At 58.9% G+C, this 18,144-nt stretch carries 15 protein-coding genes; 11 read left to right on the top strand and 4 right to left on the bottom strand.

Annotated elements, in window-relative coordinates; all coding sequences use genetic code 11:
• Positions 1–55 precede the first annotated feature (55 nt).
• Both ileS and ACIQT8_RS13495 read left to right on the top strand, forming a co-directional pair.
• Positions 56–2,959, top strand: a complete 2,904-nt coding sequence (ileS, locus tag ACIQT8_RS13500) for an isoleucine--tRNA ligase (protein WP_400965978.1) — start codon at positions 56–58, stop codon at positions 2,957–2,959.
• 144 nt (positions 2,960–3,103) lie between these two features.
• Complete coding sequence (locus tag ACIQT8_RS13495) at positions 3,104–3,745, top strand: hypothetical protein (RefSeq protein ID WP_262524629.1); 642 nt, start codon at positions 3,104–3,106, stop codon at positions 3,743–3,745.
• Between the two features lie 114 nt (positions 3,746–3,859).
• Here ACIQT8_RS13495 and ACIQT8_RS13490 read toward each other — a convergent pair whose 3' ends face one another.
• Positions 3,860–4,324: a nucleoside deaminase gene (locus ACIQT8_RS13490; RefSeq protein WP_138794659.1), complete on the bottom strand. Its 465-nt coding sequence runs from the start codon at positions 4,322–4,324 to the stop codon at positions 3,860–3,862.
• A 71-nt stretch (positions 4,325–4,395) separates the two neighbouring features.
• Here ACIQT8_RS13490 and ACIQT8_RS13485 point away from each other — a divergent pair, with 71 nt between their 5' ends.
• From ACIQT8_RS13485 to ACIQT8_RS13475, 3 genes are all read left to right on the top strand, one after another.
• Entirely contained in the window at positions 4,396–6,333 is a 1,938-nt protein-coding gene (locus ACIQT8_RS13485) for a pseudouridine synthase (RefSeq protein ID WP_400965973.1), read from the top strand.
• A complete protein-coding gene (rsmD, locus tag ACIQT8_RS13480; RefSeq protein ID WP_138794661.1) occupies positions 6,314–6,871 on the top strand; it encodes a 16S rRNA (guanine(966)-N(2))-methyltransferase RsmD in 558 nt (185 codons plus the stop codon). The genes ACIQT8_RS13485 and rsmD overlap by 20 nt, the downstream gene beginning before the upstream one ends.
• A gap of 86 nt (positions 6,872–6,957) precedes the next feature.
• The gene (locus ACIQT8_RS13475; protein WP_400965970.1) at positions 6,958–7,872 is read left to right on the top strand and encodes a patatin-like phospholipase family protein; all 915 of its coding nucleotides are present in this window, start codon (positions 6,958–6,960) and stop codon (positions 7,870–7,872) included.
• Positions 7,873–7,881: 9 nt separating this feature from the next.
• Here ACIQT8_RS13475 and ACIQT8_RS13470 read toward each other — a convergent pair whose 3' ends face one another.
• Complete coding sequence (locus ACIQT8_RS13470) at positions 7,882–9,711, bottom strand: monovalent cation:proton antiporter-2 (CPA2) family protein (protein WP_138794663.1); 1,830 nt, start codon at positions 9,709–9,711, stop codon at positions 7,882–7,884.
• Between the two features lie 116 nt (positions 9,712–9,827).
• Between ACIQT8_RS13470 and ACIQT8_RS13465 the strand changes: the two genes are divergently transcribed.
• From ACIQT8_RS13465 to lpxK, 6 genes are all read left to right on the top strand, one after another.
• Positions 9,828–11,174: a TldD/PmbA family protein gene (locus ACIQT8_RS13465; RefSeq protein WP_400966374.1), complete on the top strand. Its 1,347-nt coding sequence runs from the start codon at positions 9,828–9,830 to the stop codon at positions 11,172–11,174.
• Positions 11,175–11,263: 89 nt separating this feature from the next.
• Entirely contained in the window at positions 11,264–12,070 is an 807-nt protein-coding gene (locus tag ACIQT8_RS13460) for a 3'(2'),5'-bisphosphate nucleotidase CysQ (protein ID WP_400965966.1), read from the top strand.
• Positions 12,071–12,131: 61 nt separating this feature from the next.
• Entirely contained in the window at positions 12,132–12,371 is a 240-nt protein-coding gene (locus ACIQT8_RS13455) for a DUF4170 domain-containing protein (protein WP_138794665.1), read from the top strand.
• Between the two features lie 211 nt (positions 12,372–12,582).
• On the top strand, positions 12,583–13,905 hold the full coding sequence (gene waaA, locus ACIQT8_RS13450; protein ID WP_138794666.1) for a lipid IV(A) 3-deoxy-D-manno-octulosonic acid transferase: 1,323 nt from the start codon (positions 12,583–12,585) through the stop codon (positions 13,903–13,905).
• A 5-nt stretch (positions 13,906–13,910) separates the two neighbouring features.
• On the top strand, positions 13,911–14,648 hold the full coding sequence (locus ACIQT8_RS13445) for an HAD family hydrolase (protein WP_400965961.1): 738 nt from the start codon (positions 13,911–13,913) through the stop codon (positions 14,646–14,648).
• Between the two features lie 108 nt (positions 14,649–14,756).
• Positions 14,757–15,803: a tetraacyldisaccharide 4'-kinase gene (gene lpxK, locus ACIQT8_RS13440; protein WP_400965958.1), complete on the top strand. Its 1,047-nt coding sequence runs from the start codon at positions 14,757–14,759 to the stop codon at positions 15,801–15,803.
• A gap of 24 nt (positions 15,804–15,827) precedes the next feature.
• Here the strand turns inward: lpxK and ACIQT8_RS13435 are convergent, their stop codons facing one another.
• Positions 15,828–16,049, bottom strand: a complete 222-nt coding sequence (locus ACIQT8_RS13435; RefSeq protein ID WP_138794669.1) for a DUF2093 domain-containing protein — start codon at positions 16,047–16,049, stop codon at positions 15,828–15,830.
• A 140-nt stretch (positions 16,050–16,189) separates the two neighbouring features.
• Entirely contained in the window at positions 16,190–18,013 is a 1,824-nt protein-coding gene (gene mutL / locus ACIQT8_RS13430) for a DNA mismatch repair endonuclease MutL (RefSeq protein ID WP_400965955.1), read from the bottom strand.
• Positions 18,014–18,144: the final 131 nt, after the last annotated feature.

Raw genomic sequence — 18,144 nt, 5'->3', positions numbered from 1 at the left:
TCTTTGTAGTTAAGACGGCGCGGCCCTTCGGGGGCGCCGCGACAATGGTACGATCATGAACGACACCGCAGAAAAAATCGATTATTCCTCAACGCTTTACCTGCCGCAGACGGATTTCCCGATGCGCGCTGGTCTGCCGCAGAAAGAGCCGGAAACGGTCAAGCGTTGGCAAGAAATGGGCCTCTACAAGAAGCTGCGCGCTTCCGCCGCCGGCCGCGAGAAATTCGTGCTGCATGACGGCCCGCCCTATGCCAACGGCAACATCCATATCGGCCACGCGCTCAACAAGATCCTGAAGGATGTCATCACCCGCTCGTTCCAGATGCGCGGTTACGATTCCAACTACGTTCCGGGCTGGGATTGCCACGGTCTGCCGATCGAGTGGAAGATCGAGGAAGCATATCGCGCCAAGGGCAAGAACAAGGATGAGGTTCCGGTCAACGAATTCCGCAAGGAATGCCGTGAATTTGCCTCGGGCTGGATCAAGGTTCAGGCTGAGGAATTCAAGCGCCTCGGCATCGAGGGTGACTTCGACAACCCCTACACGACGATGAACTTCCACGCTGAGGCTCGGATTGCGGGTGAATTGCTGAAAATCGCCAAGAGCGGTCAGCTTTATCGCGGCTCGAAGCCCGTCATGTGGTCCGTGGTCGAGCGTACTGCGCTGGCTGAGGCGGAAGTCGAATATGCAGACGTAGAGAGCGACATGATCTGGGTGAAATTCCCGATCCTGGATGGTGCTGCTGATCTCAAGGGTGATTTTGTCGTCATCTGGACGACCACGCCCTGGACCATCCCCGGTAACCGTGCCATCGCCTTTTCGTCGCGTGTCGAGTATGGCCTTTACGAAGTTACGGAAGCCGCCAACGATTTCGGTCCGCGGCCGGGCGAAAAGCTGATCTTCGCCAAGAAGCTGGCCGAAGAGGCCGCAACCAAGGCAAAGCTGACCTTCAAGCTGGTTCGTGACGTGAAAGCGGAAGAACTGGCCGCCATGACTTGCGCCCATCCGCTGGCATCGCTCGGTTACGATTTCGCCGTGCCGTTGCTTGATGGCGACCACGTCACGGATGACGCCGGTACGGGCTTCGTTCACACAGCGCCGAGCCATGGTCGCGAAGACTTTGACGCATGGACCGGTCATCAGCGCGTCATCGAAGCGCGTGGCATCTCCTCCAAAATCCCGTTCCCGGTCGATGACGCCGGTTTCTATACCGAGGATGCTCCCGGTTTCGGCCCGTCCGCCGAAGGCGGTGCTGCCCGCGTTATGGATGACAACGGTAAGAAGGGCGATGCCAACGAGCGCGTCATCAAGGCGCTCATCGCGACCAACACACTGTTTGCGCGTGGCCGCCTGAAGCACAGCTATCCGCATAGCTGGCGTTCCAAGAAGCCTGTGATCTTCCGTAATACGCCGCAATGGTTCGTCTATATGGACAAGGAACTCGGCGACGGCACTACGCTCAGGTCGCGTTCGCTTTCGGCCATCGACCAGACACGCTTTGTGCCGGCTTCCGGCCAGAACCGCCTGCGCGCCATGATCGAAGGTCGCCCGGATTGGGTTCTGTCGCGCCAGCGCACCTGGGGTGTGCCGATCGCTGTATTTGCCGACGAAAAGGGTGAAATCCTGGTCGACGATGCTGTCAACCAGCGCATCATCGATGCTTTCGAGGTTGAAGGTGCCGACGCATGGTTTGCAGAAGGCGCCAAGGAACGCTTCCTCGGTAATGACCACGATCATGCCAAGTGGCTGCAGGTCATGGACATTCTCGATGTCTGGTTCGACTCTGGCTCGACGCACACCTTCACGCTGGAAGATCGCCCGGACCTCAAGTGGCCGGCGGATGTCTATCTCGAAGGTTCTGACCAGCACCGCGGCTGGTTCCATTCGTCGCTGCTGGAAAGCTGCGCGACGCGTGGTCGTGCGCCTTATAACGCCGTTGTCACCCATGGTTTCACCATGGACGAGAAGGGCGAAAAGATGTCGAAGTCCAAGGGCAACGTCGTTTCGCCGCAGGAAGTGATGAAGGATGCCGGTGCCGACATTTTGCGCCTGTGGGTCATGACCACCGACTACTGGGATGACCAGCGCCTCGGCAAGGCCATCATCCAGACCAATGTCGACGCCTATCGCAAGCTGCGCAACACCATCCGCTGGATGCTCGGCACGCTTGCCCATTATGAAGGCGAAGAAATTGCTTACGCCGACCTGCCGGATCTGGAAAAGCTGGTGCTGCACCGCCTTTCCGAACTGGATCAGGTCGTGCGCGACGGTTACGACAGCTTCGAGTTCAAGAAGATTGCGCGTGCGCTTGTCGATTTTGCCAATGTCGAGCTTTCGGCCTTCTACTTCGACGTCCGCAAGGACGCGCTCTATTGCGACGCGCCGTCGTCGCTGAAGCGCCGTGCGGCTCTGTCGGTCATCGCCAAGCTGTTCGATTGCCTCGTTGGCTGGCTTGCGCCGATGCTGCCCTTCACCACCGATGAAGCGTGGCTGTCGCGTTACCCGGATGCCGAATCCGTGCATCTCGTTCAATTCCCCTCCGTGCCTGCGGAATGGAAGAACGACGCGCTGGAAGCGAAGTGGGAAAAGATCCGCAAGGTTCGTACCGCTGTCACCGGCGCTCTGGAAATCGAACGCCGCGAAAAGCGTATCGGCTCGTCTCTCGAAGCGGCTCCAGTGGTCTACATCGCTGATGCTGAGCTTCTGGCCGCGCTCGAGGGCGAAGACTTCGCCGAAATCTGCATCACCTCGGCGATCTCTGTCGTCGCGGGTGAAGGCCCTGCCGATGCCTTCCGTCTGGCGGAAGTATCGAAGGTTGCGGTTGAGCAGAAGCTGGCGGAAGGCCGTAAATGCGCCCGTTCCTGGCGCATCACCACCGATGTCGGTGCCGATCCGCAATATCCGGATGTTTCGGCGCGTGATGCAGAGGCGCTGCGCGAGCTTGCCGCTCTCGCATGATGAAAATGGCCGGATGAATTGCGCTTTGCGTCTTCATCCGGTACATCTGCCTGAAAATGGCCGGATTTTCGCGGCAATGCGGGCTGCCGCGTGCTAGTGGACAAGTGGTCTGGCGAAACGGGACGGACGGCTGGAAGGGTTTCGATGAAGACGATGCAGGGTAACGGGCAGGGGTTTGGCATGTTGCGAACGATTGCAGGCATCACGGCTATGGGCATGTTGCTCGGCGCGTGCACCAGTCCGACTTACGGAACCGGCAAGTCTGCCGCAGAACAGCTCGTTGATGACCTTGGCAGTGCCACTTCCATCACTGGCGACCAGACCAAGCGCAACCTGAAGTACAATCCGCGTCCTGGTCTTGTCGTTCCCGCGCAGGCGCGTGCCGAACAGCTCGCTGAGCCGCAGCAGAACATGGCAAGCCGCGAGACCAACCCGCAATGGGTCGAATCGCCGGAAGAAACCCGCGAGCGTCTGCGCGATGAAGCTGACGCCAACAAGAATAACCCGAACTATCGTTCGCCGCTTCTGGCTGGCAACGGCACAAACGGCCAGATGACCGAGACTCAGAAGTGGGAAGCGTTCCGTCAGGCCAAGGCTGATGCCAAGGGTGGCTCTGTCGTTAATGCCCAGCGCAAATTCCTGACCGATCCTCCTGCGGAGTATCGCAGCGTACCGCAGGACCAGCTGACGGACCTCGGCGAGCCTGAGCAGAAGAAGGACAAGCGCCGCAAGAAGGAAGCGGCAGTTGCCGGTTCCGGCAAGAGCTGGTGGAACCCCTTCCAGTAAGCTCTTAAGACCATGTGACGGAGCGCAGAATTGATGTCTTGCTCCGTCATGTCGAGTTCCAGGCTGAAAATGATGTGATGGATGTAAAGGCGGAAACGATGATCCGCCTATTTTTCAAATAGCGTCATCAATCCGTTTCTGCTGGAAGAATTGCCGTAAAATCTCGGCGCTTTCGCGTTCTGCGAGGCCTGAATAAACGTCCGGCGCATGGTGACACGTTGGCTGGTTGAAAAAGCGGACACCGCTGTCAACCGCACCGCCTTTGGGGTCTTCCGCGCCGTAGTAGAGCCGTCGGATACGGGCAAAGGAGATCGCCGCAGCACACATGGTGCAGGGCTCCAGCGTAACGTAAAGGTCGGCACCCGGCAGGCGCTCCTGACCCAGCGCTTCGCAGGCCATGCGGATGACGGCGATTTCTGCGTGTGCTGTTGGATCGTTCAATGCGCGGGTCTGGTTGCCTGATCGGGCAATGACTTTGCCATCCAGGACCAGAACGGCGCCGATCGGAACCTCTTCACGTTCGGCTGCGGCACTGGCTTCTTCCAGTGCCAGTTCCATGAAATGCGTCCTTTCGGCCATTGCGTCTCAATTTCCTCTTAACCCTTGTGCTTGGACCTGATAGGACAGCCCAAACAACAGGCAAACAGCAAATGACTTTTAAAGACAAGCCGAAGCGTGACGGCGGCAAGACATTTAGCCGCGACAAGAAGCCGAAGAGCGCCGACAAGCCGGCCGTTCATCGGGAAAAGAAGCCGACGGCGGCGAAAGCCGAGGCGGTTGAAGCCACTGCCGTTATTGGCGCGAAGCCGGAGCGTATCTCCAAGATCATGGCGCGCGCCGGTGTGGCGTCGCGTCGCGATGTCGAGCGGATGATCATGGAAGGTCGCGTGTCGCTGAATGGCGTCAAGCTGGACTCGCCGGTCGTCAATGCCACGCTGTCGGACAAGATCGAAGTCGACGGCATGCCGATTCGTGGCGCCGAGCGTACGCGTCTGTGGCTCTATCACAAGCCTGCCGGTCTGGTGACGACCAATTCCGATCCGGAAGGTCGCCCGACGGTCTTTGATAATCTGCCGGGTGAATTGCCGCGCGTTCTGTCCATCGGCCGTCTCGACATCAATACCGAAGGCCTGTTGCTTCTGACCAATGACGGCGGTCTTTCGCGCGTGCTGGAACTGCCGACCACCGGCTGGCTGCGCCGCTACCGCGTGCGCGCCCATGGCGAGGTCGATCAGGCTGCGCTCGACAAGCTGAAGGACGGTATTGCTGTAGACGGCGTCCTTTACGGCGCAATCGATGCGACGCTGGACCGTACGCAGGGTCATAACGTCTGGATCACCATGGGTCTTCGCGAAGGCAAGAACCGTGAAATCAAGAACGTGCTCGGCGCGATTGGCCTTGAGGTCAACCGCCTGATCCGCATTTCCTACGGTCCTTTCCAGCTTGGCGATCTGGCGGAAGGCAAGGTGCTGGAAGTGCGCGGCCGCATGTTGCGCGACCAGCTTGGCCCACGCCTCATCGAGCAGGCTGGTGCGAATTTCGATGCACCGATCTATGATGTGCCTGTCGACGAAGAGGAAGAAAAGCCAGCCAGGTCCGAATGGGCTAAGAGCGATACGCGTGAAGGCAAGCCCCGTTTCGACAAGGGTGGCAAGCCTGAAGACCGCCGCGAACGCGCACTTGGCCGTCTGGACACCAAGCGCAGCGACAAGCCCGCTGGCAAGTTCGGTTCGAAGCCAGCCGGCAAGGGCCGCGACGATGACGAAGACGATCGCCGCAGCAATCGTCCCCCGTCGGGCAGCAGCCGTACGGCCAATGTCTGGATGGCTCCGGGCGCCAAGCCGACACGCGATGGCAAGGCGCGCAAATCTGTCCGTGCTGAGGCTGAAAGTCTGTTCAAGAAGCCATCCGCGCAGGCCGAAGCACGTCGCAATGTCGTGCGGCATGCGGATGACGAGGGTGAATGGATACGCTCCGATTCCTCGCGCGAGGAGGATCGCGGTCGTGGCGAGCGTCCTGCCCGTGGTGACAGAGGTTTTGGCGATCGTCCGGCGCGGCGCGAAAAACCTTTCGGAGACAAACCATTCCGTGACCGGCCCCGCGAAGAGGGCGACCGCTCGCGTGGTGAACGCCCGGCGCGCGGCGAAAGAAGCTTTGGCGACCGTCCTGCACGGGGTGAAAAGTCCTTTGGCGATCGGCCGTTTCGTGATCGTCCTCGCGAAGAGGGTGACCGCCCGCGTGGCGAGCGTCCGGCTCGTGGCGAAAGAAGCTTTGGTGACCGTCCTGCACGGGGTGAAAAGTCATTCGGTGACCGGCCGTTCCGCGACCGGCCCCGTGAAGAAGGTGACCGTCCACGTGGCGATCGGCCTTTCGGTGACAAGCCCAGAGGCGGAAAACCCGGTGGTAAGCCTGGCGGAAAGCCAGCCTTTGGCAAGTCGGGTGAACGCGGTGAGCGCTCGGGTTTTTCGGGCAAGGGTAAAGGCGCTGGTGGCAAAGGCCCCGGCGGCGGCAAGCCGGGCGGCAAAGGTCCGGGTGGCAAACCTTCTGGTGGCAGGGGAATGACACGTAATGCGGATCGTAGGCGGTGAGTTCCGCGGCCGAAGCCTGGCCGCGCCGAAGACCAATTCCATTCGTCCAACCATCGACAGGACAAGGGAAAGCCTTTTTAATATTCTGAGCCATGCTTATCCGGAAAGTCTGGATGGTACGCGCGTTCTGGATGTTTTTGCCGGTACCGGCGCTGTTGGCCTCGAGGCTCTCTCGCGCGGCTGCCGTGTGGCGCTCTTCGTCGAGAACGGTGTTGAGGGCAGGGGCCTGCTCTGGGAAAACATCGATGCGCTTGGCCTGCACGGTCGTGCCCGCATTTTGCGGCGGGATGCGACCAAGCTTGGCGGTGTCAACAACATCGAACCGTTCGATGTGCTGTTCGCTGACCCACCCTATGGCCATGGCCATGGTGAAAAGGCTTTTTCTGCTGCGCATGCCGGCGGCTGGCTGGTGCCGGGCGCTCTTGCGATCCTGGAAGAGCGTGGCGATGTGGTCGTGACGGTCGAGCCGGTTTTCAAGCTGCTCGAAAGCCGAACCTTCGGCGATACCAAAATGCATTTTTACCGCTACGAACCCTGACAGGACGGTTTTTGCCGTCTTGCCATGGCTCTGTCGTGTTTGCGCAATAGGCAAACATCTCCTCTGGAGCGAAGGTGGTTACCGGTATGGAGCAAGGTGCATACGAAAACGTCGCGGCCGCAAACGGGGCCGCGGACAGCCGCAGCGATGACGGTGAACCAACGTTCGGTCTAGCCCTCGGCGGGGGCGGCGCACGCGGCATATGCCACATCAACGTCGTCGAGGCATTGGATGAACTTGGCATCCGACCGGTGATGATTTCCGGCTCTTCCATCGGCTCTATCATCGGCGCGGGCATGGCGGCCGGTATGACCGGGCGCGACATTCGCGACTACACACTTGAACTGATGGGCCGAAAGGGTTCGGTTGCCAACCGACTCTGGAGCCTTGGTCCGGCCTCGATGCGCCATGCGGTCGATGGCTTCCGCCTTGGCCAGTTCAACCTCGAACTCATTCTGCACGCCTTGATGCCACAGGCCCTTCCCAAGAACTTTTCTGATTTCTCCATTCCGATGAAGGTGATGACGACCGACTACTACGCGCAGACGGAAGTGGTGGTCGAGAATGGTGAAGTGATCCAGGCGCTTGCGGCGTCAGCAGCGATCCCCGCCTTGTTCATGCCCGTGCGAATGAACGGGCGCATCATGATTGACGGTGGCATTTTCAATCCGGTTCCCTACGAGCATTTACTGGATCATGCCGATATCGTCATTGGTGTCGACGTGGTCGGTGGACCGGAAGGTGATGGCGCCACCATGCCGAACCGGCTCGACAGTCTGTTTGGCGCCAGCCAGTTGATGATGCAGGCTGCCATCGCCCTGAAACTTCGGCTGAGACCACCGCATATCTTCCTGCGCCCGCCGGTCAACCGGTTCAGGGTGCTGGATTTTCTCAAGGCGGATGAAGTTCTGGCGGCATCCGCCGTTATCAAGGATGATCTGAAGCGGCAGATCGAGATGCAGGTTGAACTGTTTCACCGGGGACGCGGCATCGAAGCATGAGGTCGGTGGTCAAGCGACGATCTCGGCATCTCCATCTTCCGGCTCGTCTTCCTCTTCGCGTTTTTCCACCTTGTTTTTCGGCTTCATCAACGGCTCAGGTTTGACCTCACGGACAGGCTTGTTGTGCAGCATCTGCCGGCCAGCGGCCAAGCCTTCAACGGCCTGTAACTGCAACCGCTCCTCATCGCGTTCACGTATATCGTCGGCAATCGAGATTGCGCGCTCGCTGTCCATATCCAACCCCTCCAGCATCCGTCGTCCGAAGACGAGGCCCGATTCCAGCGTTTCACGCAGTTCGTACTCGATGCCTTTTTTCCTGAGGTCGATTGAATGGATACGGTCATAGGATCGGGCAAAGATGCGCACGGACGGAAACTCCGACTGGATCATGTCGATGATCCGATCCGTGGTTTCCTTTTTGTGGGTGCAGACGGCGACGATATCGGCGCGTTCGATGCCGGCGGCAATCAGAACGTCCTTGCGCGTGCCGTCACCGAAGAAAATGCGAAAGCCGAAACGGGCTGCCTGACGCACACGATCGGCGGAGCTATCGATCACTGTTACGTCTCTCCCGCCTGCCAGAAGAATCTGCGATGCGATCTGGCCGAAACGCGAAAAGCCGATCATCAGAACATCGGCACCCGCACCGTCGAAATCCTCTTCAAGCGCATCTTCGTCCGCGTCTTCCGCGGTCAGACGGCGTGACACGACGGCGAGAAGCGGGGTCAAGGCCATTGATAACGTGACAATGGCAACCAGTATCGATGCTGTCGCCTGTGGGAACAGCCCGGACGCTGCGGCCGTGGTGAAGAGGACAAAACCAAATTCGCCACCTTGCGCCAGAAGCAGGGCGATACGGCTCGATGCATAACGCGACGAGCCTGCGATACGGCAGAGGGCGTGAATGAGTGTCGCCTTGACGAGCATCATCACCGGCACGGCAACCAGGATCAGGACGATGTGCTCATAGACGATACGGATGTGCAGCGACATGCCGACCGCCATGAAGAACAGCGCCAGAAACAGGCCGCGAAACGGCTCGATATCGGCCTCAAGTTCGTGTCGGTAAGACGATTCCGACAGCATCAGGCCCGCCAGCAGCGCCCCCATACCCATGGAAAGACCGACCATTTCCATGATCGCTGCGGCACCGATGACCACAAAGAGTGCTGCGGCGATCATCACTTCGCGCGCTCCGGTCCGGGCAATGATCTGGAACATTGGGGTCAGCAGATAACGCCCCGCGAGAACCATGCCGCCCACCGCCACGACCGAGGCGACGAGGTCCGACACCATCGAGTCGGTCGGCACTTCCGGACGATTGGAAAGAATAGTGACGAGAGCAAGCAAGGGGACGATCGCGAGGTCCTGAAACAACAGGATCGAGAAAGAGCGGTTGCCGTGTTTGGTATTCATGTCGCCATCATCGGCGAGGATTTGCAGCGCAAAGGCAGTTGAAGACAGCGCAAGTCCGAAACCGGCCACAAGGCTGCCTCGCCATTCGATCAACCCTGCCCACCAGGTAATTGCAGCAAGCGTACCCCCGGTAACAAGCACCTGTGCCAGCCCAAGACCCAGAATGTCGCGCCGCATCTGCCAGATGCGTGACGGCTTCAGTTCAAGGCCGATGATGAACAGCAGGAAAACGACGCCGAGTTCGGAAACGTTGAAGATGTCTTTCGCATCCGTCACCAGGTGAAGAAATGGCCCGATGACGATGCCCGCCACCAGATAACCAAGGACGGTTCCAAGCCCAAGCTTGCGAAAAATGGAAGCTGCAATCACCGCGCCGGCCAAAAGCAGCAGGGGTTCGGTAAAAAGAGCGTCGTGCTCGGTCATGGTGGCAGGCTTTCGAATATGAGGGTGGAGATCGCCATTCGGGCAGAGAATGCGGCTTTCACCCTTGATGCGGGATTGCTGGCACAATAAATGGAACAGGAATGAAAGGCCAACTCATGTCTTCGGAAATCGATTCTTCTAAGCTTCTCGATCGTGCCAGCCAACTTCTCGACCTCGCCCGCGCCGCCGGTGCAGATGAGGCCGATGCTGTTGTGGTCCGGTCCCGTTCTCAGTCCATTGGTGTCCGGCTCGGAAAAGTAGAAAACACCGAGTCCTCTGAAAGCGATGATTTCTCGCTCCGTGTTTTTGTCGGTCGGCGCGTTGCAAGCGTGTCCGCCAATCCTGGTTTCGACCTGAAGACATTGGCCGAGAGAGCCGTCGCGATGGCGAAGGTTTCCCCTGAAGATCCCTATGCCTGCCTGGCGGACAAGGATCGGCTGGCAACGTCGTATGACGACCTCAAGCTTTTCGATCCCACTGAAGTTTCCGCTGACAAGCTGAGCGAAGCTGCGCTTGCTGCGGAAGAAGCCGCTCTTGCGGTCAAGGGCGTCACCAATTCCTCCGGCGCTGGTGCGTCGAGCGGTATGGGCGGTCTTGTTCTCGTCACATCACATGGCTTTGCCGGCAGCTACATGGGCAGCCGCTTCAGTCGCTCCGTCAGCGTCATTGCAGGCGAAGGCACGAAGATGGAGCGTGATTACGACTTCGACAGCCGCCTCTATTACGCCGATCTGGACGCGGCCGAACTCATCGGCCGTCGTGCCGGAGAAAAAGCAGTCGAGCGTGTCGGTCCACGTCAGGTCGACACCGGCAGCAACATGACGGTTGTTTTCGATCCGCGCATTGCCCGCGGGTTCGTTGGCGCCATTGCTGGTGCGATCAACGGTGCATCCGTAGCGCGCAAGACAAGTTTCCTGCGCGACAAGATGGGCCAGCAGGTGCTGAAAAGCGGACTTAACCTCACTGATGACCCGCAGATCGTGCGCGGTCCATCTTCCCGTCCTTTCGATGGGGAAGGGGTGAGAGGCGAACGCATGGTGATGATTGAGGACGGTGTGCTGAAGCACTGGTTCCTGTCAACCTCGGCGGCGCGTGAACTCGGTCTGGAAACCAACGGGCGCGGCGTTCGTGGCGGTACGTCGGTTTCGCCGGCATCTACCAATCTGGCGCTCGAGCCCGGCGATATTTCTCCCGAGGATTTGATCCGTCAGATCGGCACAGGCTTTTACGTCACCGAACTCATCGGCCACGGCGCCAATATGCTGACCGGTGAGTATAGCTGTGGCGCCAGCGGTTTCTGGATCGAGAACGGTGAAAAGTCCTTCCCGGTTTCGGAAGTGACGATCGCCTCGAACCTCAAGGACATGTTCATGCGGATAACGCCGGCGAACGACATCGATCGCAAATACGGCATTGCTGCTCCGACCCTTGCAATCGAAGGCATGACGATCGCGGGCAAGTGATCTCTACTGTCGATTGCTTTCGCCGGTGGTTCGTGTGCAAGTGCGAATGAGATAAGCGCGCGGTTTGCGCGCGCGGAAAAGACGGCACGATGAAAGATATGGCTGAAGCCCGCTGGGCTTCCGATTTGGCGCTTATTCTTGAAGCTGCGCGCAGAGCAGGGGAGACTGCGCTCGGTTTTTTCCGCAAGGACCCCGATGTCTGGTGGAAGAATGGTGGCCAATCCCCAGTCAGCGCTGCGGACTATGCAGCGAATGAAATCCTTGCAAACATCCTTCGCTCAGCCCGTCCCGACTACGGGTGGCTGTCGGAGGAGACCGACGACGATGCTGTTCGACTGACAAGAGACACCGTTTTCGTCATCGACCCAATCGATGGCACACGCGCGTTTATTGGCGGTCGCGATACATGGTGTGTCAGCGTCGCCGTCGTCCATCGCGGCAGACCTGTGGCCGCCGCGCTTGTTGCCCCGGCGCTTGCAGAAGAGTTCACGGCAGTCGAAGATGGTCCCGTGTTGAAGAATGGTCAGCCCATTGTGGTGTCCAGCGGAAATGAGGGCATCCTGCATCTGGCTGCACCGGAAGACGTGATCGCTCATCTGTCTGCCGATGTCTGTGCCGGTGTGAAACGCATTCCGCATGTGCCGTCACTCGCCTACCGGCTGGCAATGGTGGCGGACGGCCGTATCGACGGAACACTGGTGAAGGCGAACTCGCACGAGTGGGATCTCGCAGCCGCGGACCTTATCCTCGACAGGGCGGGCGGGCAGCTCGTGGGCCTCGATGGAAAACCTCTGATGTATAATCGGGTGGAGGTTAACCACCCGGCATTGTGCGCCGCAGCAGAATATGCGCTTCCAGAGCTTTTGAAAGCATTTTCACATCTGTCCAACGGTTGACGTTTACCCGGAAATCCAGCAGATGAAGGGCTCTCTCAGACATATAGAAAGAGACAAAGAGATGACCGAAACCGGCAAACCGAAACAACTCCTGCACCTGGTGTTTGGTGGCGAACTCGAAAACCTTCAGGATGTTCAGTTCCGGGATTTGAACGCGCTCGATATCGTCGGCATCTACCCTGACTATGCAACGGCGCTGACAGCGTGGAAGTCCAAGGCTCAGTCGACCGTCGACAACGCTCATATGCGTTATTTTATCGTGCATATGCACCGTCTTCTCAATCCTGACGACAAAAAATAACTACTTTTGCCCTTGCGTTGTAATATTATCGGGACACAGCACTTTCCCGATGATTCTTGCTCGCAGCATGCAAACAGGCGTCTGGGCGCGAAAAAGTGATCGTGCATACGCCTGCTGTGACAAAAAATGACGCAATTTGAGAAGTACTAGGCGGCGATAACTCGAATTACAGGGAAAAGGCATTGCGCGGAACGATCAAGGGCAGAATGTCATGAGCAGCCGTATCGCACGCTTCGCTCTTTCCGGTTACAGAATTGCCGGCATTGCCGCCTACCCTTTTGCCAAGCCCTATCTTTCTTATCGGGCAGCCAAGGGCAAGGAAGACAGGCGCCGCCGCCTCGAGCGGTTTGGCTACGCCAGCGCCGAGCGTCCGCGCGGGCCGCTTGTCTGGTTCCACGCAGCAAGTGTTGGTGAAACGCTGGCGCTCATTCCGCTGATCCGTGAAATCCGCAAGCGCGATATTTTCGTTCTGTTGACGACAGGCACGGTCACCTCCGCAGAGCTGACCCGTACTCGCCTCGGCGACGATGTGATCCATCAATATGTGCCGCTCGACATCAAGATCGCTGTCAATCGTTTCCTGACCTACTGGGCGCCCGATGCCGCCATCACGGCCGAGTCGGAAATCTGGCCTGTGACGATGATGGAACTGGAGCGTCGTCATATTCCGCAGATCAGGGTCAATGCACGCCTTTCGGACCGTTCGTTCGGTCGCTGGCGGAACCGCCAGGATATTGCGGAATCGCTGTTTTCCAAGCTTGCCCTGGTGGTTGCGCAATCTGACCTCGATGCAGAGCGGTTCCGCGATCTCGGTTCATGGCCCGTTGTCATTTCCGGTAACTTGAAAGGCGATACAGATCCGCCGCCGTGCGACGACACAGTGCTGGAGCGCTATCGCCAGCAAATCGGCAACCGCAAGACCTGGGCGGCGATTTCCACTTTTGACGGGGAAGAAAAGGCTGCTGCCACCGTGCATGCCGCGATCAAGTCCCGCAATGGCCAGTTGACGATCATCGTGCCGCGTCATCCGGAACGCGGTGATGATGTGGAGGCGATGCTCAAGGGCATGGGGCTGACCGTCGCTCGCCGAAGCCGGGCTGACATCATCACCCCTGAAACAGATATTTTCTTGGGCGATTCCATTGGCGAGATGGGGCTTTATCTTCGCCTGACGGAGCTTGCCTTCGTTGGTCGCTCACTGACTGCCGAGGGTGGGCAGAACCCGCTGGAACCGGCGATGCTTGGCTGTGCCGTGCTTTCCGGCGCGCACGTGCAGAACTTCCGCGAAGCTTATCAGAAGCTCATCCGTGCCGGTGGGGCGCGGATCATTCGTGATGTCGAAATGCTGGCCAAGGCCGTGCACTATCTGCTGGTCAACGACAATGAGCGCTACAAGATGATCGATGCGGGCAACCGTGTCATTCAGGATATGCGTGGCGCACTGTCAGCCACCGTCAAGGCGCTCGAACCCTATATCAATCCTTTGACCGTCTCGGCCAAACTTCAGCCGCGCAGTGCGGTTGGCTCATGGTAACGGATATGCCGGACCAACAGGCGCACTCAATCGCTGCTGTTCTGTTCGACAAGGACGGGACGTTGCTCGGTTATGATGCAAGCTGGGGCCCCGTCAATCGCGAGCTTGCGGCGATTGCAGCCAAAGGCGATCCAGATCTTGCCGATCGACTTCTCGCAGCCTGTGGCATGGACCCGGTGACGGGCCATGTCGTGGCGGACAGTCTTCTTGCGGCAGGCAATACGGCAGAGATTGCGGCCGGGCTGGTGGCGGCTGGTTCACCTTGCGATGAAGTGGAGCTGACGACGCGGCTCGATCGGCTTTTTACCGAGGCTGCGGACAAGTCGGTTCCCGTGACTGATCTGAAGGGCTTTTTTACTCGCCTCAAGGCGCGCGGTTTCAAACTCGGCATCGCGTCCAGCGACAATGAAAGTTCGATACGCCGACTGGCGGAACGCTTTGGTTTCGAAACCGATATTGATTTCTTCGCCGGTTATGACAGCGGTTACGGCACAAAGCCGCAACCGGGCATGGTGCTTGGCTTTTGTCAGGCGACGGGCATTCCGCCTGAACAGGTCGCTGTTGTCGGTGATAACAATCACGATCTGCACATGGCGAAAAATGCCGGTGCTGGCTTGCGTATTGCCGTTTTGACCGGGACCGGGTCGCGTGAAAGCCTGGGCAGGGACGCCCACTATTGTTTTGACGACATCACGTCTTTGGAAGACCTGTTGCCGGCACGCTCCGTTCTGGAAAGCGCCTGAAATTCCGGGTGCCGTTTTGCAATCCTTGGTTTTTTCTGGCACATACCACCTTTGATAAGACGGATTTCAAACCTCAAACCGCAGGATGTGCGGCGGGAGCGGGCATAGATGGTATCTGAAGCGCCGCCTTTCTGGTGGCAGAAGGCTGGGTGGCAGGCATGGGCGCTGTCGCCGTTTTCGCTTCTCTATGGCAAGATTGCCGGGCGCCGGATGCGCACCGCAAGACGAGCAAGCGTTCCTGTTCCCGTTATCTGCATCGGTAATTTTACGGTCGGTGGGGCTGGCAAGACACCCACGTCTATCGCGATCGCAAGAGCCGCGAAGGGAAAAGGGCTGAAGCCGGGCTTCCTGAGTCGCGGTTATGGCGGCTCGCTCGATGTCACGACACTGGTAGACCTTGGGCATCATCGCGCAGCCGCCGTCGGCGATGAACCCTTGCTCCTGGCACGCGAGGCGATGACGGTCATCTCCCGCAAACGGGTGGAAGGAGCCGAGAGGTTGGTAAAGGAGGGCGCTGACCTCATCATCATGGATGACGGCTTCCAAAGTGCCAGGTTGACGCTCGACTACGCGCTCGTCGTGATCGATACGATCAGAGGTGTCGGCAATGGCTACCTTGTTCCCAGCGGCCCGGTGCGTGCGCCCCTCGCTGAACAGATGCGGCACATGACCGGACTTCTGAAGGTCGGCAAGGGACACGCGGCCGACGCCATCGTTCGTGTCGCTGCAAAGGCTGCCAAGCCTGTTTTCGTCTCCAGCATCCAGCCGCGCGAACTACCCGAAATCGACGGAAAACGTGTCCTCGCCTATGCAGGCATTGCAGACCCCGCCAAGTTATACAGGACCGTCGAAGACTTGGGTGGCGAGATCGTCCAGCAGCGATCGTTCCCGGACCATCATCACTTCAGCGATGATGAAATTGCCGACTTGCTGCTCGATGCGGGGAAGCAGGACTTACTGCTTGTAACCACGGCAAAGGATGCAGTCCGTCTCAATGGCCATCAAGGCCGGGCGGAGGAATTGCTCTGGAACAGTCTGGTTGTGGAAATCGACATGGTATTCGACGATCCGAATGCAGCTTCGACGATCATCGATCAGGCCATGGAACACTGCCGCCTTCGGCGTCTCAAGGAAAGTGCACATCCCGCCGCGTGAAAACCGCCGGGATGTGATTTTGCATCATTTCGGCAGAGTACCGGCCTTTGTTTCGGCTTCCAGTGAAGCTGCCGCATCCACATAGGCTTCCTGCCGTGCAACACTCCAGTAGCGCAGTTCGTCGAGCGGGATGATCTTGCCCGTTACGGCGCAGATGACGTGAGAGCCAGTCTGCACGATCCGGAAATCGCCATCGAGATAGTCGATGATCGCGGCGCGGTTTCCGCCTCCCTCAAATCTGTTCATCCGTTTTCGTCTCCTGCCATTTCCAATGAGTGCATCCAGGCCCAGACGGCGTAGCGTTTTTCTGAACAATCGGGATGCTCCAGTTCCTTCGAGTTATACCGCCCGGCATCCCATAATGCCAGACCGCGCTTGCCCTGGCATCAACTGCGCCCAAAAAGCCGCTCTATATCGGAGAGCTTCAGTTCTATGTAGGTGGGGCGACCGTGATTGCATTGCCCGGACCCAGGTGTGTTTTCCATCTGCCTGAGCAGCGCATTCATTTCTTCAGGCCGCATGCGACGCCCCGAACGTACCGAACCATGGCAGGCCATTGTCGCGGCGACGTATTCAAGTTTGTTGGCAAGCGAGGATGCTGCGTCCCACTCGGCAATTTCATCCGCCAGTTGCCGGATAAGACCCTGTACATTGACTTCGCCCAGCATCGCCGGCGTTTCTCGAACCGCAACCGCGCCAGGACCGAACCGCTCGACCACAAGTCCTAGCGCATCGAAACCGCCAGCATGTTCCATCAACCTGTCGCAGTCTTCCTCGGGCAGGTCGATGATCTCGGGGATCAGCAAGACCTGCGAAGAGGGACGTTTGGCGTGCAGGGCATTCCGCATCTCCTCGAACACCAACCGCTCATGTGCGGCATGCTGATCGACGATCACCAGGCCATCGTCAGTCTGGGCGACAATGTAGTTCTCGTGGAGCTGTGCTCGTGCGGCGCCGAGCAGATAGCGCAGTGGTTCAGGTGATGCTGCTTGCGTTGGCTCGTTGTAAGGCTCAGCGATCTCCGCCCGAGCCGTCGGCATGGTGATGTCGGTAAACTGTGACTGCGCCGGTTCGGCGAACTGCATCTCGCCGGAATATGCAAGCGGCCGGGAAGGTGAGGTTGCGGGAGACCAGGCGGGCGACGGGAAGGGGCGCACAGTGGATGGGCTATAGCCAGGGCGAAAGGCATGCATCATCTGGCTTGCGCCTGTGGTCGCAGCCCTGTCGCCATCCCGCGTCAGGGCCTGGCGGATCGCGCCAATGATAAGGCCGCGGATCAGGCCGGGGTCGCGGAAGCGGACATCGGATTTGGCTGGATGAACGTTGACGTCCACCAATGCAGGATCGAGCGTCAGTGACAGTACCGCGACCGGGTAACGTCCATGCGGCACGGTTTCCGCATAAGCTGCGCGAATGGCGGAAAGGAGCAGTTTGTCCTGCACCGGGCGGCCATTGACGAACACATATTGATGCGCTGAGTTGCCGCGGTTGAAGGTCGGTACCCCGGCAAAGCCGGTCAGTGTCACATCCTCGCGCTCGGCATCGATTTCGATGGCGTTGTCCTTGAACTCCGCGCCGAGAATCTGCGCCATACGGGCAAGGTGATCATCACCGGTGGCGGGGATCTCTAGTGTCGAGCGGTCGGTGCCGGAAAGCGCGAAGCGGATATGCGGAAAAGCAATGGCCATGCGCTTGACGACTTCGGTGATCGCGGCAGCCTCGGCCCGTTCCGTCTTGAGAAATTTCAGTCGTGCTGGGGTCGCAAAAAACAGGTCACGGACCTCGACGATCGTTCCGGCGTTTGCCGCAGCCGGACGGACTTCGGAGACCTTGCCGCCGCTGACGGAAATCACCGAGCCTTGTGCCGCACCCTGCCGGCGGCTGGTGATCGAGAGTTTGGCCACCGATCCGATGGAAGGCAAAGCTTCACCACGAAAGCCGAGAGTGTGGATATCGTCCAGCGTGTCGGAAATTTTCGAGGTGCAATGCCGCCGCACCGCAAGCTCCAGATCCTCGGGTGTCATGCCTGAACCATTGTCAGTCACACGCACAAGACCCTTGCCACCACCCGCCGTGGCGATTTCGATGCGCGTCGCACCTGCGTCGATGGCGTTTTCGACCAGCTCCTTGGTCGCGCTCGAAGGGCGCTCGATGACCTCGCCGGCGGCGATCTGGTTGATGAGGGTTTCGGAAAGTAGTTTGATGACCATGATGGCTATTTTCGCGGATTCGCAGGACGTTCGGAAGTAAAATCGGTTTCTGGCGGAAATATGCACAGTTTTGCGCCTTGGCACCGCTTCCGGCATTGCAGTTTTTGCAACGTTAATCGCCCTTTAATCGG

It is taken from the genome of Agrobacterium sp. NPDC090273 (genome assembly GCF_044772305.1).
GTDB lineage: Bacteria > Pseudomonadota > Alphaproteobacteria > Rhizobiales > Rhizobiaceae > Agrobacterium.
This window is presented reverse-complemented; position numbering and strand designations above follow the sequence as displayed.